The sequence below is a fragment of the Kitasatospora brasiliensis genome, assembly GCF_032654805.1.
Taxonomy (GTDB): Bacteria; Actinomycetota; Actinomycetes; order Streptomycetales; family Streptomycetaceae; genus Kitasatospora; species Kitasatospora brasiliensis.
The window spans coordinates 84,106-107,841 of the sequence record NZ_JAUOOW010000005.1 but is presented as its reverse complement, the minus strand read 5'-3'; the positions used below and the strand labels follow the sequence as shown (position 1 = coordinate 107,841).

General features: G+C 71.7%; 20 protein-coding genes and 5 tRNA genes. 16 read left to right on the top strand and 9 right to left on the bottom strand.

Annotated elements, in window-relative coordinates:
* Positions 1–6: 6 nt before the first annotated feature.
* The 5 genes from QWJ13_RS20140 to QWJ13_RS20120 form a co-directional block, all read right to left on the bottom strand.
* The gene (locus QWJ13_RS20140) at positions 7–3,372 is read right to left on the bottom strand and encodes a sensor histidine kinase (protein WP_316526132.1); all 3,366 of its coding nucleotides are present in this window, start codon (positions 3,370–3,372) and stop codon (positions 7–9) included.
* A gap of 454 nt (positions 3,373–3,826) precedes the next feature.
* Positions 3,827–4,411 carry a GTP-binding protein gene (locus QWJ13_RS20135; protein WP_316526131.1) on the bottom strand — a complete coding sequence of 195 codons (585 nt, stop codon included), beginning with the start codon at positions 4,409–4,411 and terminating at the stop codon, positions 3,827–3,829.
* On the bottom strand, positions 4,392–4,817 hold the full coding sequence (locus tag QWJ13_RS20130; RefSeq protein ID WP_316526130.1) for a DUF742 domain-containing protein: 426 nt from the start codon (positions 4,815–4,817) through the stop codon (positions 4,392–4,394). Before QWJ13_RS20130 ends, QWJ13_RS20135 begins: the two co-directional genes overlap by 20 nt.
* Before the next feature lie 167 nt (positions 4,818–4,984).
* Positions 4,985–5,398: a roadblock/LC7 domain-containing protein gene (locus QWJ13_RS20125; protein ID WP_316526687.1), complete on the bottom strand. Its 414-nt coding sequence runs from the start codon at positions 5,396–5,398 to the stop codon at positions 4,985–4,987.
* A gap of 10 nt (positions 5,399–5,408) precedes the next feature.
* Positions 5,409–9,212, bottom strand: a complete 3,804-nt coding sequence (locus tag QWJ13_RS20120; protein WP_316526129.1) for a nitrate- and nitrite sensing domain-containing protein — start codon at positions 9,210–9,212, stop codon at positions 5,409–5,411.
* Between the two features lie 591 nt (positions 9,213–9,803).
* On the opposite strand from QWJ13_RS20120, the gene QWJ13_RS20115 reads away from it, so the two are divergent.
* From QWJ13_RS20115 to QWJ13_RS20060, 12 genes are all read left to right on the top strand, one after another.
* Complete coding sequence (locus QWJ13_RS20115; protein WP_316526128.1) at positions 9,804–10,070, top strand: hypothetical protein; 267 nt, start codon at positions 9,804–9,806, stop codon at positions 10,068–10,070.
* A 257-nt stretch (positions 10,071–10,327) separates the two neighbouring features.
* Positions 10,328–11,128 (top strand): fumarylacetoacetate hydrolase family protein, encoded by an 801-nt coding sequence (locus QWJ13_RS20110; RefSeq protein ID WP_316526127.1) that lies wholly within the window; start codon positions 10,328–10,330, stop codon positions 11,126–11,128.
* A 61-nt stretch (positions 11,129–11,189) separates the two neighbouring features.
* The gene (gene gltX / locus QWJ13_RS20105) at positions 11,190–12,620 is read left to right on the top strand and encodes a glutamate--tRNA ligase (protein WP_432277576.1); all 1,431 of its coding nucleotides are present in this window, start codon (positions 11,190–11,192) and stop codon (positions 12,618–12,620) included.
* A gap of 238 nt (positions 12,621–12,858) precedes the next feature.
* Positions 12,859–12,930, top strand: a tRNA-Gln gene (locus tag QWJ13_RS20100).
* A gap of 37 nt (positions 12,931–12,967) precedes the next feature.
* Positions 12,968–13,040: transfer RNA gene (locus QWJ13_RS20095), tRNA-Glu, on the top strand.
* A 48-nt stretch (positions 13,041–13,088) separates the two neighbouring features.
* Positions 13,089–13,161 (top strand) — tRNA-Glu (locus QWJ13_RS20090).
* A gap of 46 nt (positions 13,162–13,207) precedes the next feature.
* Positions 13,208–13,280, top strand: a tRNA-Glu gene (locus QWJ13_RS20085).
* A 49-nt stretch (positions 13,281–13,329) separates the two neighbouring features.
* Positions 13,330–13,404, top strand: a tRNA-Gln gene (locus QWJ13_RS20080).
* 302 nt (positions 13,405–13,706) lie between these two features.
* Complete coding sequence (leuC, locus tag QWJ13_RS20075; protein WP_316526125.1) at positions 13,707–15,131, top strand: 3-isopropylmalate dehydratase large subunit; 1,425 nt, start codon at positions 13,707–13,709, stop codon at positions 15,129–15,131.
* Between the two features lie 3 nt (positions 15,132–15,134).
* A complete protein-coding gene (gene leuD / locus QWJ13_RS20070) occupies positions 15,135–15,731 on the top strand; it encodes a 3-isopropylmalate dehydratase small subunit (RefSeq protein WP_316526124.1) in 597 nt (198 codons plus the stop codon).
* A 182-nt stretch (positions 15,732–15,913) separates the two neighbouring features.
* Positions 15,914–16,261: an SCO5555 family protein gene (locus QWJ13_RS20065; RefSeq protein ID WP_432277560.1), complete on the top strand. Its 348-nt coding sequence runs from the start codon at positions 15,914–15,916 to the stop codon at positions 16,259–16,261.
* Positions 16,262–16,394: 133 nt separating this feature from the next.
* Complete coding sequence (locus tag QWJ13_RS20060) at positions 16,395–17,156, top strand: HU family DNA-binding protein (protein WP_316526123.1); 762 nt, start codon at positions 16,395–16,397, stop codon at positions 17,154–17,156.
* Positions 17,157–17,368: 212 nt separating this feature from the next.
* On the opposite strand, the gene QWJ13_RS20055 is transcribed toward QWJ13_RS20060, so the two are convergent.
* Together QWJ13_RS20055 and cofC are read right to left on the bottom strand one after the other, a co-directional pair.
* Positions 17,369–17,590, bottom strand: coding sequence for a hypothetical protein (locus QWJ13_RS20055; protein ID WP_189923473.1), 222 nt, complete (start codon positions 17,588–17,590; stop codon positions 17,369–17,371).
* Between the two features lie 56 nt (positions 17,591–17,646).
* Positions 17,647–18,330, bottom strand: a complete 684-nt coding sequence (cofC, locus tag QWJ13_RS20050) for a 2-phospho-L-lactate guanylyltransferase (RefSeq protein ID WP_316526122.1) — start codon at positions 18,328–18,330, stop codon at positions 17,647–17,649.
* 228 nt (positions 18,331–18,558) lie between these two features.
* On the opposite strand from cofC, the gene QWJ13_RS20045 reads away from it, so the two are divergent.
* The 3 genes from QWJ13_RS20045 (at position 18,559) to QWJ13_RS20035 (ending at position 21,595) form a co-directional block, all read left to right on the top strand.
* Positions 18,559–19,389, top strand: coding sequence for a lysophospholipid acyltransferase family protein (locus QWJ13_RS20045; RefSeq protein ID WP_316526121.1), 831 nt, complete (start codon positions 18,559–18,561; stop codon positions 19,387–19,389).
* Positions 19,386–20,387 carry an NAD(P)H-dependent glycerol-3-phosphate dehydrogenase gene (locus QWJ13_RS20040; RefSeq protein ID WP_316526120.1) on the top strand — a complete coding sequence of 334 codons (1,002 nt, stop codon included), beginning with the start codon at positions 19,386–19,388 and terminating at the stop codon, positions 20,385–20,387. Before QWJ13_RS20045 ends, QWJ13_RS20040 begins: the two co-directional genes overlap by 4 nt.
* Positions 20,388–20,449: 62 nt before the next feature.
* Positions 20,450–21,595 (top strand): D-alanine--D-alanine ligase family protein, encoded by a 1,146-nt coding sequence (locus QWJ13_RS20035; RefSeq protein WP_316526119.1) that lies wholly within the window; start codon positions 20,450–20,452, stop codon positions 21,593–21,595.
* A 59-nt stretch (positions 21,596–21,654) separates the two neighbouring features.
* Here QWJ13_RS20035 and QWJ13_RS20030 read toward each other — a convergent pair whose 3' ends face one another.
* Together QWJ13_RS20030 and QWJ13_RS20025 are read right to left on the bottom strand one after the other, a co-directional pair.
* Positions 21,655–22,173, bottom strand: a complete 519-nt coding sequence (locus QWJ13_RS20030; RefSeq protein WP_316526117.1) for a DUF3515 domain-containing protein — start codon at positions 22,171–22,173, stop codon at positions 21,655–21,657.
* Between the two features lie 19 nt (positions 22,174–22,192).
* A complete protein-coding gene (locus QWJ13_RS20025) occupies positions 22,193–22,426 on the bottom strand; it encodes an Lrp/AsnC family transcriptional regulator (RefSeq protein WP_316526116.1) in 234 nt (77 codons plus the stop codon).
* Between the two features lie 211 nt (positions 22,427–22,637).
* Between QWJ13_RS20025 and QWJ13_RS20020 the strand changes: the two genes are divergently transcribed.
* Entirely contained in the window at positions 22,638–23,603 is a 966-nt protein-coding gene (locus tag QWJ13_RS20020) for a thiamine-phosphate kinase (protein ID WP_316526115.1), read from the top strand.
* Positions 23,604–23,736 lie beyond the last annotated feature (133 nt).

Sequence of the window (23,736 nt, the reverse complement as noted above, 5' to 3'; positions counted from 1 at the left end):
GTCAACTCAACGCTCCTGGTGGTTCGAGCCACCGAAGAGATCGGTGCTCCGGTTCTGTCCGTTGCCGGACTGGTCTGCCTGATCGGGGTCGATCCGGAAGCTTCCGGTGTTACCGGCACTGCGGCCCTGCTCCACACCGCGGCGCAGGTTGGTCAGGCGGCCACGGACCTCCTCCGGGCTGCGGGAGACCTGCGGCCCGTCCTGCGGGGTGGACTTGGCGTTGCCGGGCACCAGGTTCTGCTTGGGCACGCGCCGCGGCAGACCGGCCCCGGTGGTGCCGGCGGAGGAGGGCTCGCGCAGCTGCTCGGCCCGCTGCCAGTCGCCGTCGTTGGGCGACTGCCAGGGGGAGCTGGCGGTCGGGCCGGTCGGGCCGTACCCGCCGAGCGAGGACACGTCGTGGCCGCGCTGCTCGGGCGCGGGCACCGAGGTGTCCTTGGCGCCGGCGAACCAGTTCGGGGTCTCGCCGGAGGCGTTGGCACCGGCCGGAGCGGCGCCGCCGCCCGCCAGCTGCTCGCCGGGGCGGCGCTGCGGCAGCCCGGACGGCAGGGTGGCGGGGGGCTGCTCGGCGGCGGGCAGCGCGGGCGGCTCCGGGGCGTACGGGTGGCCGGCCGGGGACTCCTCGGCCGGGCGGCCGTACTGGTCGGCGTAGCCGTCCTGCCGGTAGCCGTCCTGGGCGTACCCGTCCTGGTCGTAGCCGTACTGCTCGTCGGCGTAGTCCTGCTGCTGGTAGCCCTGCTGCGGGTACTGGTCGGCGTAGCCGTCCTGGGCGTACCCGTCCTGCTGGTAGCCGCCCTGGTCGTAGCCGTACTGCTCGTCGGCCGGGGCCGGCTGCTGGTAGCCCTGCGGGGCGTACTGGTCGTAGCCCTGCTGGTAGTCCTCCTCGACCTCGGCGTCCATGATCGGCGCCTGCGGGGCGCTCTCCAGGGCCGCGCGGCGGACCTGGTCGAGGCGCTGCGAGCGCTGGACGGCCTCCAGGGCGGGGCTGAACCCGCTGGAGCCGGCGTTGCCGGCGCCGGTGAGGTGGTCGTCGAAGCCGAGCTCGGCCGCGCTGCGGGGAGCCTGCTCGTCGGGCGCCCACTGGGCGGTCGGCTCCTGGTCGGCGAAGATCCGGGAGACGGTGAACTGCTCGTCGGGCTCCGGCGCCGCGCCCGACTGGGTGACGAACGCCGGGAGCATGACCAGCGAGGTGGTGCCGGCCGACTCGCCGGACGGGCGGAGCTGGACGCGGACGTCGTGCCGCTGGGAGAGCCGGCCGACCACGAACAGGCCCATGCGGCGGGAGATGGTGGCGTCCACCGTGGGCGGCTCGGCCAGCTTCTCGTTGATCTCCGCGAAGTCCTCGGCGGTGAGGCCGATGCCCTTGTCGTGGATCTCGACCAGGACGCGGCCGTCCGGCAGACGGGTCGCGTTGACCAGCACCCGGGTCTGCGGGCTGGAGAACGAGGTGGCGTTCTCCAGCAGCTCGGCGAGCAGGTGGACGAGGTCGGTCACGGCGGCGCCGACGACGTCGACCTCCGGGATGCCGGAGAGCTCGACGCGCTCGTACTGCTCCACCTCGGAGGCGGCGGCGCGGAGCACGTCGACCAGCGGGACCGGGGTGGCCCAGCGGCGGCCGGCCTCCTCGCCCGCGAGGACGAGCAGGTTCTCACCGTTGCGGCGCATACGGGTCGCGAGGTGGTCCAGCTTGAAGAGGTTCTCCAGCTGGTCCGGGTCGGCCTCGTTGTTCTCCAGGTCGGTGATCAGCGCCAGCTGGCGCTGGATCAGGCTCTGGCTGCGGCGCGACAGGTTGGTGAAGATCGCGTTGACGTTGCCTCGCAGCAGGGCCTGCTCGGCGGCGAGCGCCACGGCCTGCTGGTGGACCTGGTCGAACGCCCGGGCGACCTCGCCGATCTCGTCCTTGCCGTGCAGCGGGATCGGGGCCGTCGAGGTGTCGACCCGGTCGGGGTCGGTCTTGGAGAGCTTCTCGACCAGGTCCGGCAGGCGGTGGTCGGCGATCTCCAGGGCGGCGCTGCGCAGGGTGCGCATGCCGAGGATCATCGAGCGGGCCACGTAGCCGGTGAGCAGACCGGCCAGGATCAGTGCCGCGACGACGATGACCGTGTTGAGGATGGCGTCGTAGAGCGCGTTGTCCTTGAGGGCGCGGGAGTCGTTGAGGACGTCGTCCAGCAGCGCGACTTCGGTGGCCCGCAGCGCCTGGATGTGGTTGTCGGCGGCCTGGTTCCAGTTCTCCGGGGTGAGGCCGGCGGCCTTCGCGTCGGCGAACGCGGCGTCGGCGGCGGCCTTGCCCTTCTGCTGGCCCTCCGCGGCGGCGGCGCTGTAGCTGGCACCGATCTGGAGCAGGCTCTGCATGGTGGGCGCCATGCCGTTGGGCATCTTGTACGCCGAACGGTCCTGGGCGCCGTCGACGGACAGCTGCGCGGCGGCGTACTTGGCGCCGTCCTCGGGGTCGGCGGCGGTGTGGAACTCGTTGATCGAGACCTGTTCCAGCTTCCCGGCGATCAGGATCTGCTGGATGACGTCCTGGTTCTCGTAGCGCGTGGTGGCGTTCTGCGAGATGCCGACCAGCAGGTTGAGCATCAGCGCGCGCTGAGTCGAGGCGGCGGCCTTGGCCAGCGAGATCGCGTAGATCGCGCGGCCCTTGCTGGTGGCGGCGGCGGAGCCCATGCCGACCGAGTTGTCGAAGGCCAGCAGCGGGTCGATCATCACCGAGTAGGCGTTGGCGGTGGCGCTGATGAACTGCTGGGAGTTGTACGCGTAGGCCCGCAGGTGCGGCAGGTCGGCCACCAGGGTCTGGAAGGCCGAGTTGCGGCGGGGGAGCTCACCGGACTTGTCCGAGGCCGCGTAGGCGGCGTTGTACGCCTTCAGCGCCGCGTCGGTGATGCCGCGGCGCTTGTTGATCTCGTTGTTCGGGTCCTGCTTGGTGAGCAGCGGTATGAGCGTCTTGTCGCGCTCGTTCTCCAGGGCCTCGCCGAGTTCGGTCGCCGCCTTGGCCAGCTCCGCGGTCTTCTCGGCGCGGGAAGCCTTGATGTAGCCGTCGACCGAGGTGTTCACTCGCAGACCGCCGAAGACCAGACTGATGGTCACGGGGATCAGGAGGATCGCGATCAGACGGGCCGGCACGCGCCAGTTGCGCGGGCGGAGGAAGTCGTACCGGGTGGAGCCGCCGCTGCCGCCGCTGCCGCCGTCGCCGGACGAGCCGGTGGCGCGGGGCGCCTTGGGGGCGGCCGCGGGCTCGGGGGCCGAGGCGGCGGTCTGGGCGCGCTCCTCGGTGGGAGCGAACGCGGAGAATCCGGGCTCCCCCTGGGGCCCGCGCGGCTCGCTCTGGCGGGGCTCGGAGCGCCGCTGCGGGGCGGGTTGCTGCTTACGCCTCACTCGACAACTACCTCTCGGCCGACTGCCGGCCATGGATCAATCCAGCGCTACCCCGGGGCCCTGACCCGCCGCCGGTCGCGCCGGGGCAGGAGAGATCCAGGGTCAGCTGGAATTTCAGCACGTGCAGGGATGGGGGACAAACAGCCGCCGTCCGGCACCCGCGTCGGAACAATCCGGACATACACCGACATGACGGAACAAAACAGTGGTCACCTTGCGCTGAGTGACGCCGGTTCGCCACGCTGAGTCATTGTTGATCACAAAATGCCTACCGAACTGTTATCCGCCGCTTATGGACGGGGCTTGCGCGAAGCCCCCGGAGGACAACCGGACGGTCGGCACCACCGCCCCGACGGCCCGTGGCAGAACGGGCCGTCAGGGGGTGCTGTGACTCGCGCGCTCGCCTCCGGGCCGCTCCGGGCCCGGTGCCGACGGTCGGCGCGGCCCCCTCGACTCAGCGCAGTCGGGCGAGGAGGGCGTGTTCGACGAGGGTGATGAGGGCGCTCTTGGCGCTGTCCCGGCGGCGGGCGTCGAGAGTGACGACGGGGGTGTCGGTGCCGAGTTGGAGGGCTTCGCGGACCTCGTCGGGGGAGTGGGGCTGGTGTCCGTCGAAGCCGTTGAGGGCGACGACGAAGGGCAGTCCGCTGTTCTCGAAGTAGTCGAGGGCGGGGAAGCAGTCGGCGAGGCGGCGGGTGTCGACGAGGACGATGGCGCCGATGGCTCCGCGGACGAGGTCGTCCCACATGAACCAGAAGCGGTCCTGTCCGGGGGTGCCGAAGAGGTAGAGGATGAGGTCTTCGTCGAGGGTGATGCGGCCGAAGTCCATGGCGACGGTGGTGGTGGTCTTGCCGGAGACGTGGCTGAGGTCGTCGATGCCGGCGGAGGCCGAGGTCATGACGGCTTCGGTGCGCAGGGGGTTGATCTCGGAGACGGCGCCGACGAGCGTGGTCTTGCCGACGCCGAAGCCGCCCGCGACGACGATCTTCGCGGAGGTGGTGGCGCGAGCGGGGGCGGCCGCGTTAGAGCTTGCGAAGTCCACTGAGGACCCTTTCGAGCAGCGTGACATCGGGCGTTCCGCCCGACTCGCCCGCGGCGGCGGGCTGGTGGATGGCGACGAGACCGGCCTCGGCAAGGTCGGCGACGAGGATGCGGGCGACACCGAGCGGGACGCCGGCCAGTGCGGAGATCTCCGCGATGGACTTGACCTCACGGCAGAGGCTGACGATCCGGGCGTGCTCGGGCAGCAGCCCGCCGGCCCGGTCGGCCGAGCCGGTGGTGGAGATCAGCGCCTCGATGGCGAGCTGGTAGCGCGGACGGGTCCGGCCGCCGGTCATCGCGTACGGGCGGACCAGCGGCTGCTGCTCGTAGCCGTCGGACTGCTGCCCGCCGTAGCCGCTGCCGTACCCGTGGCCGTACGGGCCGGCGGGTGTCGAGGGCGGGGTCATGGGTCCTCCTAGTGCTGCCGCCTTGAGCAGCCGGTTCCAGCTGGGACGATGCCAGCTGAGGCTGGATCAGCTGCCTGAGGGTAGCTGAGAGGGTCGTGCCGGGTCCGGTCGGGTCGGACCCGGCGAGGCAGGTGGGACGAAGGGGGCGGTCCGTACGGGCGCTCCGGTCAGTGCAGGAGACTGCCCTGGAGTTCCGCGCGCAGTGCCGGGGTGAGGACGGCGCCGGCGCGGTCCACCAGCAGGGCCATCTCGTAGCCGACGAGGCCGATGTCGGAGTCCGGCGAGGCCAGGACGGCCAGCGAGGAGCCGTCGCTGATGGCCATCAGGAACAGGAAGCCCCGCTCCATCTCGACCACCGTCTGGTTGACCTCGCCGCCCTCGAAGATCCGGCTCGCGCCGTTGGTCAGCGAGGTGAGGCCGGAGGCGACGGCGGCGAGCTGGTCGGCACGGTCGCGCGGGAAGCCCTCGGACATGCACAGCAGGAGACCGTCCGCGGAGACCACCACGGTGTGGGACACCCCTGGGGTGTTGTCCACGAAATTGGTGATCAGCCAGTTCAGGTTCTGTGCGGCCTGGCTCATCTGGTTCAACTCAACGCTCCTGGTGCTCTGCGCCGTTGCCGTCGCTCCGGCCACCGAAACTATCGAATCCGCCCTGCTGGGCACCATGCTGGAAGCCCGGCTGGCCGGCGGCCTGCTCGGCCCCGGCGCGGCGGCCCTGCTGGATGCCGCGGCGCAGGTTGGTCAGCCGGCCGCGGACCTCCTCGGGAGCCCGGGAGACCTGCGGACCGGTCAGCGGCGAGGCCTCGGCGGTGCCGGAGACCAGGTTGGCCTGCGGGGTCCGCCGGGGCAGGCCCGACATGGTGACGCCGCTGGTCGAGGGCTCGCGGATCTGCTCCGCGCGGCGCCAGCGCTCGTCGTTCGCGGACGGACGCCACGGGGCGTCGTCACCACCCGGCTGCGGCTGCTGGCCCTGCGGCTGCTGCGGCTGGCCCTGCTGCTGGGGAGCCTGGGGCTCCGGGGCCTGCCGGAACTCCGGCGAGGAGGTGCCGGGGCGGCGCGGCTGGTACGAGCGCGACCGGGCCTGCTGGTCCTCGCCCTGCGGGAACCAGGACTGCTGGTCGGCGGACTGCTGACCGGCGGCCTCGGAGGAACCGGTCGGCAGCGCCATCGGCTCCTGGTGCGGCAGCGGCTGGGGCTGCTGCGGGGCCTGCTCCTGGCGCACCGGCTCCGGACGCGGCGGGTTCGGCACGTTCGGCAGCACCGGCTCGACCAGGCCGAGGCCCAGCGGGTCACGCGGGTCGATCTGGCTGGCCTCGAAGCGCGGACGGGCGAACTGCTGGGTGCTCTCCACCGGCGTCGGCTCGGCCGACGGCAGCGGCTGGGGCTGCTGCTGCGGGGCCTGCGGCGGCAGCTGCGGCTGGCGGTCGCGCCGCGGCGCGTCCGGGCCGGGGCGCTGCGGACCGCGCGGGCCCTGGGCGGCCGGGCCACCGGGGGCGCCGGGGCCCTGCGGGGCCGGACGGCGCTGCGGCAGGCCGTCCTGCGGACGGGTGCCCGGGCGGGCACCCTGCTGCGGCGCACCGGGACCGCCGGGGCGGCCGTGCTGCGGCTGCTCGCCGGTCCGGCCCGCCGGACCGCCGTCGAACTCGGCGCCGGGGCGCGGCCGCTCCCGGCCGGGCAGCGGCTGACCGGGCTGCTGCTGACCCTGCTGGGGCCGGCCCTGCGGCTGCTGACCCTGCGGCTGGCCCTGCTGCGGCTGGCCGTTCTGGGGCTGGCCGTTCTGGGGCTGGCCGGGCTGCTGCTGGCGGTCGCGGCGGGGCAGGCCGTTCGGGCCGCCCTGCGGCGGGCCCTGGCGGCCGGGGGCCCGCTGCGGCAGACCGCCCTGCTGGGGGACCTGCTGCTGCGGGGCCTGCTGACCCTGCTGCTGCGGGGCCTGCGGGGCCTGCTGCTGCGGCTGGGCGGGCTTGCGGCCCTGACCCGGCTGGCCGCCGCCCGGCGGGACGGGGTTCTCGCGCAGCGACTGGCCGACCTGGCGGGTCGGCAGGCCGCCGCCGGGCGCACCCGGGCCGCCCTGCCGGCCGGGACCGGTCGGGCCGGTCGGAGCCGCAGGCGCCATCGGGGCTGCCGGAGCCGGAGCACCCGGACCGCCCTGGCCGAGCTGCGGACGGCCGCCCTGCTGGGCACCGCCGGGACCGCCCGGGCCACCCTGGCCGAGCGCGGCCTGACCGCCCTGGCGGCCGGGCGGCACCTGGCGCTGCTGGCGCGGCGTCGGCGCGGCCGGGCGCTGCTGCTTGCCCTGGGCGGCTCCGCCACGGCCGGGGCCGCGGCGGTCGCCGGAGTTGGTGACGTCCACCGGGAGCATGACCAGCGCGGTGGTGCCGCCGGAGTCGCTGGGACGCAGCTGGATGCGGATGCCGTGACGCAGGGACAGGCGGCCGACCACGAAGAGGCCCATGCGGCGGGAGACCGAGACGTCCACCGTCGGCGGGTTGGCCAGGCGCTCGTTGATCTCGGCGAGGTCGTCGGGGCTCAGACCGATGCCGGTGTCGTGGATCTCGACCAGGACGCGGCCGTCCGGCAGCGCGTGGCCGGTGACCCGGACGCGGGTCTGCGGGCTGGAGAACGAGGTGGCGTTCTCCAGCAGCTCGGCGAGCAGGTGGACGAGGTCGTTGACGACGCGGCCGGCGACCTCGGCCGACGGGACGGCGGCGAGCTCGATGCGCTCGTACTGCTCCACCTCGGAGGCGGCGGCGCGGAGCACGTCGACCAGCGGGACGGGGCGGGTCCAGCGGCGGCCCGGGTCCTCACCGGCGAGGACGAGGAGGTTTTCGCCGTTGCGGCGCATGCGGGTCGCGAGGTGGTCCAGCTTGAAGAGGTTGGCCAGCTGGTCCGGGTCCGCCTCGCGGCTCTCCAGCTCGGAGATGAGCGACAGCTGGCGCTGGATGAGGCCCTGGCTGCGGCGCGAGAGGTTGGTGAACATCGCGTTGATGTTGCCTCGCAGGAGGGCCTGCTCGGCGGCGAGGCGGACGGCCTCGCTGTGCACCATGTCGAACGCGTGGGCCACGTGGCCGATCTCGTCGGTGGAGTCGACGGCGACCGGCTCCACGGTGGTGTCGACGTCGTGCGGGTCGGCCTCGGAGAGGGTCTTGACCAGCTCGGGCAGGCGGCGCTCGGCGACGTCCTCGGCCGCGGCCTGGAGGCGGGTCAGCGAGCGCACCATCGACCGGGCGATCAGACCGGCGCCACCGAGGGCGACGAGCAGCACCAGGGCGATCGCGATACCGATGATCAGGGCGTCCGCGTCGGCCTGGGACTGGAGGTCCTGGGCCTTGCCGTCCAGGTTCTCGATCAGCTTGGTCTCGATGCGGCGCTCGGCGCTGATCTTGGCCGTGGCCTTCTCGTACCAGTCCTGGTACGTGACCACGTCGGTCTGGCGGATGCCGTTCTGGGTGAGGATCGTGCCCGCGTAGCGGTCGGCGTCGGCGACCACCGAGTTGTAGCTCAGCTGGCTGCGCAGGTTGTCCAGGTCGTGCGCGGTGTAGATGTTGTTGAAGCTCGCGACCGCGTTGTCGTACGAGGTGCGCAGGCGGATGCCGAAGGACTCGTCGGACGGGCTGAGGTCCGGGGACTTCGGGTTGGCGAGCGCGGCGGCGATCAGGGCCCGCTGCTGCGAGGTCGCGTTCTTCGCCAGCGAGAACTGCTGGAGCGCGCGGGTGGAGACGACCAGGTCCTTGTTGTTCGACGCGAGCGCGATGTCCTGGGTGATGGACAGCAGGTCTCGGATGATCACGTCGTAGGCGGTGATCGTCGACTGGATGTTCTGGTTGTTCTGGTACGGCGCGCTGCGGGTGTCCGCGATCGAGTTCAGGTCCTTGCGGATCTGGAGCAACAGGGCCTTGCCGCCGGAGAGTTCGAGGTTCTCGAACTTGTCGGAGGACGTCGTGAAGGTGCGGCTCAGGTCGTCGGTGGACTTGCGGGCCGCGACGATGTCGTCGTCCAGCGGCGCGGTCGGGTTGCGGGTGATCGGGCCGGCGCTGATGTCGCGCTCGGTCTGGAGGGCGTCCGCGAGGTTGGTCGCCTTCTTGGCCAGGTCGGAGAGGTTGGCCATCTGGGCGAGTTGCTGCGAGTTCTCCATCGAGGTCTGGATGCGCAGGCCACCGAGGACCAGCGAGACCAGGACGGGGAGGGCGAGCAGCGCGATCAGACGGGTACGGATGCGCCAGTTGCGCATCGCGAGCCGGTTCAGACCGGTGGCGCGGCGCCGGGTCAGGGACGTACGGAGCTTGTCCCGGGTGGACTTCCGCTCCTGGCCGTCCTCCTCCGGGGGGCCGAAGGCCTCGGGTGTCACCGGCTCGGCCGGGCCGCCGGGGCTCGCCGCCTGTCGGGGGGCTGCCACAGGCTCGCGCGACTCCGGGTCACCCGCGGCGCCGCTACCCCTTTTGAAACGTCCCTGCACTGGCGTCGCAACCTCTGGACCGGGCGTCCCGCCGCGTCGCCACGGCCTGGACGGTGTCGAGTTTCCATCCGCACCCCGGCCGGTCCGGGAGAGCGGGCACCGGGGTGGACCACTCCCTACCCACGGTCCGTCGCATTCCAGCACAGCCGGGGAATCCCAACAAGGGCCGTAGGGACCATGTCGCGGACGCTACCGAACGCTTGTGTGTTCTCACTGACCGTGTGGGAACCGTACCGGAATACCGCCTTTTTCGGACACTCGCCGGATACATGCCAAGTGAACCGGCCGCCGGGAAGAGTCACAGACCTTCCGGAATGCACCTTATCTGCCGAATGTCGGGAAATCTCGGTGCGGCGATATGTCAGATATTTACGTTTTGCTTGGCATTTTGTGAGCAAAATCACAGACTAATGTGTAGCTTCGGTCACGGTCTCTATGGAATGAGATCTCGTAACCTGGGCTGTCTCCGGAGCACGGCCCCGATCAGCCTGCCCAGAACCCTTCCGAATCAATCGGAAATCCATCAGGCCGGTGCCGATCCCCCGCGATCAGCCCGGCCGCGACCACGAGGTGCTCTCGATGTCCCAGGCGAAGAAGGCCACCCAGTCCACGCTGTCCAGCCGCCCGACGGCGAACCCGCGCCGGACGACGCTGGCCTCGGTCGAGGACTTCAGCAAGATCCCGGGCGCCCGCAAGCCCGAGGACCTGGTGACCTACGGCACCGAGCTGCCGTCCGTCACCGCCAACCCGCGCCGCACCCAGCTGATGGTCGCCCCGGTCGTCGTCGTCCAGGACTGATCCCGCAGCTTCTCCACGAAGGGGCCCCCGTCACCGAGTGACGGGGGCCCCTTCGTCATTCGCCCGCTCGCCTCCGGGACTCGCCCGCCCGCTCGCCTCCGGGGCGGGCCCGCTTCCTGAACAGGGCCAAAGCGGTCAGCCGGGGCCCCGCGCGATAGCCTGGAGCCGATTGACGGGGCCGCGCCCACTGCGGGCGGGGCGCCCACCAGCGCCCGGGCGCGCCCCGGGCGGCCGACGAAGCGAGGGGTAGCCCAGCCGTGCGCATTGCCAGGTTTTCCGTCCGGGAAGGGAGCCCTGCCGCCGGCAGCGTCTCCTTCGGCGTGGTGGAGGGCGACCCTTCCCAGCCCGACTCGCTGGTCGTCCACGCGCTGGCCGGCCACCCGTTCGGCCAGCCCCAGCCCACCGGTGAGAGCTACCGCTTCCAGGACGTCCGGCTGCTCAGCCCGATGCTCCCGAACAAGATCGTGGCGGTCGGCCGCAACTACGCGGCGCACGCGGCGGAGCTGGGCCACGACGTCCCGGACGTCCCGCTCACCTTCTTCAAGCCGTCCACCTCGGTGATCGGTCCGACCGAGAGCATCGCCTACCCGCCGTTCTCCTCGGAGGTCCACCACGAGGCCGAACTGGCCGTGGTGATCGGCCGGATGTGCCGTGAGGTGCCGCTGGACCGGGTGCCCGAGGTGATCCTCGGCTACACCTGCGCCAACGACGTCACCGCCCGGGACGTCCAGCAGCGCGAGGGCCAGTGGGCCCGGGCCAAGGGCTTCGACACGGCCTGCCCGCTGGGCCCCTGGATCGAGACCGACGTCGACCCGGCCGACCTCGCGATCACCTGCACGGTCAACGGCGAGCTCCGCCAGACCGGCCGCACCTCCCTGATGATCCGCTCGGTCGCCGAGCTGGTCGTCCACATCTCCGAGGCCATGACGCTGCTCCCCGGCGACGTCATCCTCACCGGCACACCCGCAGGGGTGGGCCCCCTCAACGTCGGCGACGAGGTCGCCGTCTCCATCGAAGGCATCGGCACTCTCACCAACAAGGTGATCAAGCGTGGCTAACACTGACCCGGCCGTCCGGGTTCGCTTCTGTCCGTCCCCGACCGGCAACCCCCACGTGGGGATGGTCCGCACGGCCCTCTTCAACTGGGCCTACGCCCGCCACACCGGCGGCAAGCTGGTCTTCCGGATCGAGGACACCGACTCCGCCCGCGACTCCGAGGAGTCGTACAACCAGCTGCTCGACGCCATGAGCTGGCTCGGCCTGGACTGGGACGAGGGCCCGGAGGTCGGCGGCCCGCACGCGCCGTACCGCCAGTCGCAGCGGATGGACATCTACGCCGATGTCGCCCGCCGCCTGCACGAGGCCGGCCACGCCTACCACTGCTACTGCTCCACCGAGGAGCTGGACGCCCGCCGCGAGGCCGCCCGCGCGGCCGGCAAGCCGTCCGGCTACGACGGTCACTGCCGTGACCTGACGGACGAGCAGGTGGCCGTCTACAAGCTGGAGAAGCGCGAGCCGATCCTGCGCTTCCGGATGCCCGACCGCACCATCAGCTTCGACGACATGGTGCGCGGCACGCTCACCTTCGAGCCGGAGAACGTGCCCGACTACGGCATCGTCCGGGCCAACGGCGCCCCGCTGTACACCCTGGTCAACCCGGTGGACGACGCCCTGATGGGCATCACCCACGTGCTGCGCGGCGAGGACCTGCTGTCCTCCACCCCGCGGCAGATCGCGCTGTACGCGGCGCTCGCCGAGATCGGCGTCGGCGACGGCAGCACCCCGCGCTTCGCCCACCTGCCGTACGTCATGGGCGAGGGCAACAAGAAGCTCTCCAAGCGCGACCCGCAGTCCTCGCTCAACCTGTACCGCGAGCGCGGCTTCATCCGCGAGGGCCTGCTCAACTACCTGTCCCTGCTGGGCTGGTCGCTGGCCGAGGACCGCGACCTGTTCGACATGGACGAGATGGTCGCCGCCTTCGACGTCGCCAAGGTGAACGCCAACCCGGCCCGCTTCGACCTGAAGAAGTGCGAGGCGATCAACGCCGAGCACGTCCGCCGGCTGGCCCCGGAGGACTTCGTCCGCCGCCTGGTGCCGTTCCTCCAGGGCGCCGAGCTGCTGCCGGCCGAGCCCACCGCCGAGCAGCTGGACCTGCTCGCCAAGGTGGCGCCGCTCACCCAGGAGCGGATGGTCGTGCTGGGCGAGATCGTGAACATGGCCGGCTTCCTGTTCGTGGCGCCGGAGAAGTTCGCCCTCGACCCGGACGACGCGGCCAAGGTGCTGACCGCCGACGCCCGCCCGGTGCTGGAGGCCAGCATCAAGGCGCTGGAGGAGCTCGGGGACTTCACCCCGGAGCCGATCCAGGCCGCGCTGCGCGAGGCGCTCGTGGACGGGCTGGGCATCAAGCCCAAGTTCGCCTTCACGCCACTGCGGGTGGCCGTCACGGGCCGGCGGGTCTCCCCGCCGCTGTTCGAGTCCATGGAGCTCCTGGGGCGCCCTGAGGTGCTGCGCAGGCTGCGGGCCGCCCTGGACGCCCTCCCGGCCGCCTGAGCGGGCTTCTGAGCAGGCTGCGGGCCCGGCTTCGGCCGGGCCCGCGGCGTGTCCGGAGGTCATCCGCAGGCCGCCCGCAGGCCGCCCCGGGTTATCGATTTTGGTGCCAGGGCCGACGTCGGGTAATGTTCTTTCTGCGCCGCCCGGGAGGGAACGGACGAGGGAACGAAAGCCCCTCGGAAGGGACCGACCGAGAGGCGCAACGCCTGAGAAGGCCCCCCCGGGGGTTCAACTCTGGTGGGGTATGGTGTAATTGGCAGCACGAGTGATTCTGGTTCATTTAGTCTAGGTTCGAGTCCTGGTACCCCAGCGCAGTACGCAAGTACGGCAACACAAATGAAGATCAAGCCCCCGTTGTGTAGCGGCCTAGCACGCTGCCCTCTCACGGCAGTAGCGCCGGTTCGAATCCGGTCGGGGGTACTGATCTCGAAAGAGATCAAATCGGTCCCGCAAGGGATCACCTGGAAAGCCCCCGTTGTGTAGCGGCCTAGCACGCTGCCCTCTCACGGCAGTAGCGCCGGTTCGAATCCGGTCGGGGGTACTGATTCCGCGAGGAATCGACCGATCTCGGAAGAGATCACCAGGAAGCCCCCGTTGTGTAGCGGCCTAGCACGCTGCCCTCTCACGGCAGTAGCGCCGGTTCGAATCCGGTCGGGGGTACTTCAGAGCAGGAAGCCGGTGGGCTCGCCCATCGGCCCTTGCTTTGTGTTGGGGTATGGTGTAATTGGCAGCACGAGTGATTCTGGTTCATTTAGTCTAGGTTCGAGTCCTGGTACCCCAGCCAGAAATTGGAAAGACCCCGGTTCTCCGGGGTCTTTTTGCATTCCCGGGAAAGGCCTTCGAAGGGCCCCGCTCAGTATCGAGCGGGGCCCTTCGGCGTCTCCGGAGGCCGCCCGAAGGCCGCCCGGAGGCCGCCCGAACGCTGTCCAGGCGCTAAGACTCCGGTCTCAGTCCGTGAGACGCCAGTTCAATCTCCAGCGAAAAGCGCCACCCTGGACGGAGCGGCCCGGGTGCACAGGGCGGCGCAGACGTTTTGATCTCGACGACACGAGAAGGCCGGCAACGCGGCCGGCTGGAGGGAATCCGATGGGACGGACACTCGCAGAGAAGGTCTGGGACGACCACGTCGTGCGGCGCGCGGAGGGCGAACCCGACCTCCTCTTCATCGACCTGCACCTGCTCCACGAGGTCACCAGCCCGCAGGCCTTCGACGGGCTGCGCCTGGCCGGCCGCCCGGTCCGCCGCACCGATCTGACGATCGCCACCGAGGACCACAACACCCCGACCCTGGACATCGACAAGCCGATCGCCGACCCGGTCTCCAAGATCCAGCTGGAGACCCTGCGCAAGAACGCGGCCGAGTTCGGCGTCCGGATCCACTCGCTCGGTGATGTCGAGCAGGGCGTCGTGCACGTCGTCGGCCCGCAGCTCGGTCTGACCCAGCCCGGCATGACCGTGGTCTGCGGCGACTCCCACACCTCCACCCACGGCGCCTTCGGGGCATTGGCGTTCGGCATCGGCACCAGCCAGGTCGAGCACGTGCTGGCCACCCAGACCCTGCCGCTGGCGCCGTTCCGGACCATGGCGATCACCGTCGAGGGCGAACTGCCCGAGGGCGTCACCGCCAAGGACCTGATCCTGGCCGTCATCGCGAAGATCGGCACCGGCGGCGGCCAGGGATACGTCCTGGAGTACCGCGGTTCGGCGATCCGGAGCCTGTCGATGGAGGCCCGGATGACCGTCTGCAACATGTCGATCGAGGCCGGCGCCCGGGCCGGCATGATCGCCCCCGACGAGACCACCTTCGAGTACCTGAAGGGCCGCCCGCACGCCCCGCAGGGCGAGGACTGGGACGCCGCCGTCGCGTACTGGAAGACCCTGGGCACCGACGAGGACGCGGTCTTCGACCACGAGATCCTGATCGACGCGAGCGAGCTGACCCCGTTCGTCACCTGGGGCACCAACCCGGGCCAGGGCGCCCCGCTGGGCTCCGACGTGCCGGACCCGGCCTCCTTCGCCGACCCGCAGGAGCGCCTGGCCGCCGAGAACGCCCTGACGTACATGGGCCTGGAGGCCGGCACCCCGCTGCGCCAGGTCAAGGTCGACGCCGTCTTCGTCGGCTCCTGCACCAACGGCCGGATCGAGGACCTGCGGGCCGCCGCGGCCGTCGTGGAAGGACGCCGGATCGCCGACGGCGTACGGATGCTGGTCGTTCCCGGGTCCGTCCGGGTCGCCCTCCAGGCCGTCGAGGAGGGCCTGGACAAGGTGTTCACCGCGGCCGGTGCCGAATGGCGCCACGCGGGCTGCTCGATGTGCCTGGGCATGAACCCCGACCAGCTCGCCCCGGGGGAGCGCTGCGCCTCCACCTCGAACCGCAACTTCGAGGGCCGGCAGGGCAAGGGCGGCCGTACCCACCTGGTCTCCCCGCAGGTCGCCGCCGCGACCGCCGTGCTGGGCCGCCTCGCGTCCCCCTCCGACCTGACCGCCGACGTCGCTGCCGTGGAGGCCTGAGCCATGGAGAAGTTCACCACCCACACCGGCCGGGCCGTCCCGCTGCGCCGCAGCAACGTGGACACCGACCAGATCATCCCGGCCCACTGGCTGAAGAAGGTCACCCGATCCGGTTTCGAGGGCGGGCTGTTCGAGGCCTGGCGCAAGGACGAGTCCTTCGTCCTCAACCGGCCGGAGCGCCAGGGCGCCACGGTCCTGGTGGCCGGCCCCGAGTTCGGCACCGGCTCCTCCCGCGAGCACGCCGTCTGGGCGCTCCAGAACTACGGCTTCCACGCGGTCATCTCGTCCCGCTTCGCCGACATCTTCCGCGGCAACTCGCTGAAGAACGGCCTGCTGACGGTCGTCCTGCCGCAGGAGACCGTGGAACAGCTCTGGGTGCTCACCGAGAGTGACCCTTCGGCCGAGATCACCGTCGACCTGGAGGCGCGCGAAGTGCGGGCCGAAGGCGTCACGGCGGCCTTCGAACTGGACGACAACGTCCGGTGGCGGCTGCTCAACGGACTGGACGACATCAGCATCACGCTCCAGAACGAGGCCGACATCGCGGCCTTCGAAGCGACCCGCCCGGCCTTCAAGCCCCGTACTCTGCCTGCGGTCTGAGTTCCCTTCAGAACAAGCATTCTGGCGATCCACCGGTTGGCCCGCGCCCCCCTCGGGGGGGCCGGGCCATCCGTCGTTGCGGAGCACGAGTTAGCGCCGTGGCCCGCCCCGGATTGCCCATTTGGCTTTGCCGAAGAGGGGCCCGCGCAAGTACAACTGCGGGTAGATGGCACAATCAGTACATGCACCGGCACCATGAACCTCCGTACGCGGGCGGCGAACCCGCAGCTGAGGACTCCATGGGCCGGCCATCCGAACGCCGAATTGACGACCGGCCGGACGTCGCCTCGGCACCCGCTGAGGTGCCGGACGACCCGGAAGTCGAAGCGCTCTACGCGCTTGTGGCCGAGCGGTTGAAGCAAGCTCACGCCCGCGTGCATGCGCTGAACGTGTCTGCCGATGCAAAGACCGCTCTCACCCGTCAACTCCTCATCGTCACCGAGACCGCCAAGCGCGATCTTCCGGAGGCGGCAAGGCGGTTGAGTCGCTTTGTCCATGACCTCGACGAGGGGCCCCCGCCGCTCGACTGAGGTCGCCGACGCGCAAATCCATTGCGACACTAGGGTGATTCGCGCGTTTGGTAATTGAAAGTCCGCAGATACATACCTAACGTGCGAAAAGAACGGATGGAATCATCCGGCGCTCGTTTCCGAAGGGGAAGACGTGAACAAGGCTCAGCTTGTCGAAGCGGTGGCCGAGCAGCTGGGCGGTCGCAAGGCTGCCGCAGAGGCCGTCGACGCAGTGCTCGACACCATGGTCCGTGCCGTTGTGGCCGGCGACCGGGTTTCGGTCACCGGGTTCGGCACCTTCGAGAAGGTGGAGCGCTCCGCGCGCTTCGCCCGCAACCCGCAGACCGGCGAGCGGGTCAAGGTCAAGAAGACCTCGGTCCCCCGCTTCCGTCCGGGCCAGGGCTTCAAGGACCTGGTCAGCGGCAGCAAGAAGCTGCCGAAGGAAGGCCCCTCGGTGAAGAAGGCCCCCAAGGGCTCCCTCACCCCGGGCAAGAGCGGCGTTGCCGCCACCCCGGCCGCCAAGCGTGCCGCCACCAAGCGCGCCGCCGCTGCCGCCGCCGCCCCGGCCACCAAGAAGACCGCTGCCAAGAAGACGGCGACCACCGCCGCCGCCAAGAAGGCCGCGACCACGGCTGCCGCCAAGAAGACCACGGCGACCGCCAAGAAGACCGCCGCGAAGAGCACGGTCGCGAAGACCACGGCCGCGAAGACCACCGCCGCGAAGAAGACCACGGCGACCGCGACCAAGGCCGCCGCGACCAAGAAGACCGCCGCGGCGAAGAAGGCGACCACCACCGCTGCCGCCAAGAAGACCACGGCCACCGCCAAGAAGGCGACCGCCACGGCCAAGAAGACGGCGCCGGCGAAGAAGACCGCCACCCGCAAGACCACCGCGCGCAAGACCTCTGCCAAGTAAGTCCCGCGCGACCGTCCCGTCCTCGGACGGCCTTCGGCGCAGAGCCGCGGCACCCCTTCCGTGAATTCACGGAGACCGGGCGCCGCGGCTCTTTCGATTTCCGGGCGCTTGGTCAGGAAAATTCGGCGCGCGCCGGTGCGGGCGCATTCCGGACGGGGGCGGGGTCGTCAGCCCACGATGGGATTCCCGGCCCGCGACGGGGCCGGTGACCGTCAGCCCTCGGCGGGGTCGGGGAAGGTCTGGAGCGTCACGAAGACCACCCGGCGGGCCTCGCCGGCGCCCTCGGTGCGGATCCGCACCCGCTGGCCGGGGCGCAGCAGCCGCAGGCCGCCGGCGTCGAAGGCGGCCGCGTCGAACGGCACCGGGGTCCCGTCGTCGAGCAGCACGGAGCCGGCCCGGGTGGCGGGGTCGAAGGTGAACGCGGTGGCCTGCATGCGAGCAGCATAGCGAGCGGGCGGTCCGGGCTCGGGGGCCAGCTCTCGGGAGCGGTTCAGAGGGGGCTCAGTCGAGCGAACAGCGCACGGGTGTACGGGCCGAGACCGAGTGCCGCGGCCTCGTCGAGGTCCGTGCCGGTGTCCACGTCCCGGCGCACCGACTCCACGCCCGCGAGGCGCAGTTCGAGCGCTCCACCGGCCGCGTGCCGGGCCCGCGAGCCCTCCCCGAAGGCGGGGGAGAGCGGACGGCCCGGGGTGCAGGCGAGCAGCGTGGTGCCGAGGCCGGGGGAGTCGGGGAGGAAGGCGCGGCCGTCCGGTGGGACGGCCCCCAGGACCAGGGCGAGTTCGGCCGGGCGCAGTGCCGGGAGGTCCGCCGAGAGCGCCGCCAGCGGGGCGTGCGGGGCCAGCGCCAGGGCGGCCGAGGTGCCGTGCGACAGTGCCCGGTTGAGGCCGCCGCCGGGTTCGTCGCCGACCACCAGCGCGCCGAGCGAGGCCAGTCGGGCACCGGCCGCGGCGTCGCGGGTGACCACCAGGACCCGGTCGACGCCCGGGGTGGCCAGGGCGGCGGTGACGGTGTCCAGCGCGAAGGACAGTGCCAGGTCGGGCCGGTGTTCCCCGGCGTACGGGGCCAGTCTGCTCTTGGCCAGGGCGAGCGGCTTGAGCGGAAGCACCAGCGACCAGCCGGCCTCGGGTGCGGCGGGCGCGACGGGGCGGCTGGGGCGTACGGTGTCCTGGGTCATCGGCGTCATTGTGGCGCTGGTCCCGGAGCCCTCGCCAGGCCGTCCGAGCTGTACGGACGTGCGTTTGATCACGCCCGCCGGGTGGGTTGGCGCGGTCGCTCGACAGCCGGTGAGCGGGCGGGCGACACTGTTCCGCGCCCGTGGCCCGGGCACCGGCGGAAACGGTGCGCGGCACCGGGACGCCAGGACCGCGGCGCTGCGTGCCGCATCGGATGAGAAGGAGCTGGGGTGGCCCGCCGCTCGTACGCCAAGTTCGGCAACGCCGACTACGGCATCTGGTACCGCTTCGCGGCCGTGCTGGTGAAACCGGTGACGACCGCTCTGGTGAAGCCCGACTGGCGGGGCTGGGAGCACCTTCCGAAGAATGAGGGCTTCATCGCCGCGGTGAACCACAATTCGATCATCGATCCGGTGATCTACGGGCACTGGCAGTACAACAGTGGTCGTCCGCCACGCATTCTGGCGAAGTCCTCGCTGTTCTCGATTCCCTTCATCGGATTCATGCTGCGCAAGACCGGTCAGATTCCGGTGTTCCGCGAGTCGACCGATGCCGCGCGGGCGTTCCAGGCCGCGATCGACGCGGTCAACAGCGGGCAGTGCGTGCAGTTCTACCCGGAGGGAACGCTCACCCGGGACCCCGACCTGTGGCCGATGACCGGCAAGAGCGGGGTCGCCCGGGTCGCGCTGATGACCGGTGCGCCGGTCATCCCGGTCGCGCACTGGGGCGCCCACGAGATCATCCCGCCGTACGGCCGGACCGGTTACGGGAAGGGCAAGTTCAACCTGTTCCCGCGCCACAAGGTGACCGTCGCGGCCGGGCCGCCGGTGGACCTGAGCAAGTACCAGGGGCAGGAGATCACCGCCCAGGTGCTGGCCGACGCGACCGACGACATCATGAACGCGATCACCGCGGTGCTGGCCGAGGTGCGCGGCGAGCAGCCGCCGGCCGAGCGCTACGACATGCGCAAGGCCGCCCGGGAGCGTGCCGCGGCGGCGTCGGCCGAGCGCCGGCGTGCCAAGGGCGAGCGCGGCAAGGACGATGAGGAGACCGGACAGTGACCCGTTGCGCCGTGATGGGAACCGGCTCCTGGGGCACCGCGTTCGCGATGGTGCTCGCCGACGCCGGCTGTGACGTCGTGCTGTGGGCCCGCCGCCAGGAGCTGGTGGACGCCGTCAACTCCACGCACGAGAACCCGGACTACCTGCCGGGCGTCCGGCTGCCCGACACCGTGCGGGCCACCACCGACGCCGCCGAGGCGCTGGCCGGCGCGGACTTCGCGGTACTGGTGGTGCCCTCGCAGACGCTGCGCGACAACCTGGCCGCGTGGACGCCGCTGATCGAGCCGCAGACCGTGCTGGTGAGCCTGATGAAGGGCATCGAACTCGGCACCGCCAAGCGGATGAGCGAGGTGATCGACGAGGTCACCGGCGTCGGCCCGGAGCGCGTCGCGGTGGTCAGCGGGCCCAACCTGGCCAAGGAGATCGCCAATCGGCAGCCGGCGGCCAGTGTGGTCGCCTGCACCGACGAGGCGGTCGCCAAGCGGCTCCAGGCGGCCTGCCACACGCCGTACTTCCGGCCGTACACCAACACCGACGTGGTGGGCTGCGAACTCGGCGGCGCGGTCAAGAACGTGATCGGCCTGGCGGTCGGCATGGCGGCCGGCATGGGGCTCGGCGACAACACCAAGGCGACGCTGATCACCCGCGGGCTGGCCGAGACCACCCGGCTCGGCGAGGTGCTGGGCGCGGACCCGCACACCTTCGCCGGACTCGCCGGGATGGGCGACCTGGTGGCCACCTGCTCCTCGCCGCTGTCGCGCAACAACACCTTCGGCATGAACCTGGGCCGGGGCATGTCGCTCGCCGAGACCATCGCGGCCACCCGGCAGACCGCCGAGGGCGTCAAGTCCTGTGAGTCGGTGCTGGACCTGGCCCGGCGCAACGGGGTCGACATGCCGATCGTCGCGGCCGTGGTGGACGTGGTGCACAACGGGCGGCCGACCCAGGAGGCGATGCAGGCGCTGATGTCGCGTTCGGCGAAGCCGGAGCGGCGCTGACGGTTCCGCGGCGGCGCCGCTTTCCGAGCGGCGGGGCCTCGCACGGTAGTCTCAAACCCGATATGAGCATCGAACAGTCCTCCCCGAACCGGCCCGACCGGAAGCCGCGCGTCGCGCTGGTCTTCGGCGGGCGCAGCTCCGAGCACGCCATCTCGGTCACCACCGCGGGCAGTGTGCTCAGGTCGATCGACCGCGACAAGTACGACGTGCTGCCGATCGGCATCACGCACGAGGGCCGCTGGGCGCTGACCAGCGACGAGCCGGCCCGGATGGCCATCACCGACGGCAAGCTGCCGGACGTGGCGCACGTCGCCGAGGGCGTCGAGGGCCAGGTCGCGCTGCCCACCTCCCCGGACAGCCGCGAGGTGGTGCTGAGCGCGCCGGGCAGCGCCCCCAAGGCGCTCGGCGAGGTCGACGTGGTGTTCCCGCTGCTGCACGGCCCGTGGGGTGAGGACGGCACCCTCCAGGGGCTGCTGGAGCTCTCCGGTGTCCCGTACGTCGGCAACGGCGTGCTGGCCAGCGCGGCCGGCATGGACAAGGAGTTCGCCAAGCGGATCCTGGCCTCGCACGGCCTGGAGGTCGGCCGCTACACCATCGTGCGGCCGCGCGAGTGGCAGTCCGAGGCGGGCCGCGCGGCGGTGCGCGAGCGGGCCGCCGAGCTGGGCCTGCCGCTGTTCGTGAAGCCCTGCCGGGCCGGCTCCAGCATCGGCATCACCAAGGTCAAGGACCTGGCCGACCTCGACGCCGCGATCGAGGAGGCCCGTCGGCACGACCCCAAGCTGATCATCGAGGCGGGCGTGACCGGCCGCGAGATCGAGTGCGGCGTGCTGGAGTTCGAGGACGGTCCGCGGGCCAGCGTGGCCGGCGAGGTGCTGGTCGGCGACGGCTACGACTTCTACGACTTCGAGGCCAAGTACATCGACTCCTCGGACGTGCAGATCCCGGCGAAGCTCACCGACGGGGAGCTCGCCGAGATCCGGCGCCAGGCGGTCGAGGCCTTCGAGGCGCTCGGCTGCGAGGGCCTGGCCCGGGTGGACTTCTTCCTGCTGGAGGACGGCACCTGGATGATCAACGAGATCAACACCATGCCCGGCTTCACCCCCATCTCGGCCTACCCGAAGATGTGGGAGGCCAGCGGGGTCCCGTACCCGGAGCTGATCGACCGGCTGCTGGCGGCGGCGCTGCGGCGCTCCACCGGGCTGCGCTAGCGGTTCGTGCGCGCGGAGGGCGGGCCGGGGCTTCCCGACCCGCCCTCCGTACGTCCCGCTCAGCCGGGGACGTTGGCCTTCACCAGCGGGGTGAGCGCGGCGGCCGGGTCCAGTGGACTGCCGTAGACGCCGGGCGGCGAGAGCACCTCGACGTAGGCGGCGCGCATGGTGGCGACGAAGCGGTAGCTTCCGTCGTCCAGCTTCTGCGACCACCAGGTGAGGTCGTCGACCGTCGGCGAGAGGTCCTTGGCGTGCTCGCCGTCCAGTTCCTCGGGCCGGTCGATGCCGCACCGCAGCACCGTCCGGGGCGAAGAGCCCCAGGCGGCCACGTACGGCGAGGCGGGCGACGGGTCCTTGCGGGCGTGCCCGAGCAGTTCGGCGGGCAGCGCGGCGACCAGCGACCGGCAGTAGGCGGCCGCCTTGCCGCCGGGCCGCGGCGCCTCGACCTCCGGCTCGGCCGGGCCCCAGCTGCCGACCAGCACCACGATCGCGCAGGTCAGGGCGACCGGCAGGGCCAGCCAGCGAACCGGGGCCGGCAGGGCGGTCAGTGCCTTGGGGACGCGTAGTTCTCTGGCCACCCGCCGATGGTAACGGGGCCTACAGGTGGACGACGGGACAGGTGAGGGTGCGGGTGATGCCCTCCACCTTCTGGACCCGGGCCACCACCATGCGGCCCAGCTCGTCGACCGTCTCGGCCTCGGCCTTGACGATCACGTCGTAGGGGCCGGTGACGTCCTCGGCGGTGAGCACACCGGGGATCTCGGCGATGGTCCGGGCCACGGAGGTGGCCTTTCCGACCTCGGTCTGGATCAGGATGTAGGCCTGTACCACGGGGACCTCCCGGCAGCCGGTTTGGGGGGATCGCCGCCGTGATCGCCCGGTCAGGCGTCGGGGTGGGACATGGGCTCAAACGGCAGTCTGATCACCACGCTACCGTGCGGCGGGCCGGGCGGGGGAGACCCCGAGCCCCCCGAAGGGCGTACGCTGCGCGCGGGGGAGCGCGACGGGGACCGAATCGGATGGAAACGCGAGAGGACGGCAGATGCAGGGGACCGTGGGCGAGCTCGGCGAGTTCGGCCTCATCAGGGAGCTGACCGCCCGGGTACCGCTCACCGATGCGGTCGACCTCGGCCCGGGGGACGACGCCGCGGTGGTACGGGCTCCGGACGGCCGGGTGGTGGCGACCACCGACGTCCTGATCGAGAACCGGCACTTCCGCCGGGACTGGTCCACCGCCTACGACGTGGGCCGCAAGGCCGCCGCCCAGAACCTCGCCGACGTGGCCGCGATGGGGGCGGTGCCGACGGCGATCCTGCTCGGCCTGGTCGCCCCCGCCGACCTGCCGACCACCTGGGCCACCGAGCTGATGGACGGGCTGCGCGACGAGTGCCAGGTCGCCGGGGCGACGGTGGTCGGCGGCGACGTGGTGCGCGGGGACACCGTCACGCTGGCCATCACGGCGCTCGGGGACCTCCAGGGGCGCGCGGCGGTGACCCGCGCCGGAGCGCAGGTCGGCGACGTGGTCGCGGTGACCGGCTGGCTCGGCTGGTCGGCCGCCGGACTGACCGTCCTCCAGCGCGGCTTCCGCTCCCCGCGCGCCTTCGTCGAGGCGCACCGCCGGCCCGAGCCGCCATACCACGCGGGCCCCGCGGCGGCCGAGTTGGGCGCGACCTCGATGATCGACGTGAGCGACGGACTGGTCGCCGACCTCGGCCACGTGGCGCGGGCCAGCGCGGTGGACATCGACCTGAAGGCCGCCGACTTCGACGTCCCGGCGCAGATGGCCGACATCGGCCAGGCGGTCGGGGTGGACCCGCTGGTCTGGGTGCTGGCCGGCGGCGAGGACCACGCGATCGTGGCCACCTTCCCGCGCGGGGTCCAACTCCCGGCCCGCTGGCGGGTGGTGGGCGAGGTGACCGGCCGCCCGACGGGCAGCCGCAGCGGCCGGGTCACGGTGGACGGCGCGCCCTGGGACCGGGTCGGCGGCTGGGACCACTTCGCCGAGTAGCCCGCGCCGCGCGGCACATGACGCTCCGGGCGGGCGGGGACGGGCTTCGCGGGTGCGTTTTGCGTACGCTTGCCGCATCCCCGCCCGCCCGCCCGTCCGGCGCGGGCGGTCCCGACCACGGCGAGTGGGAGCA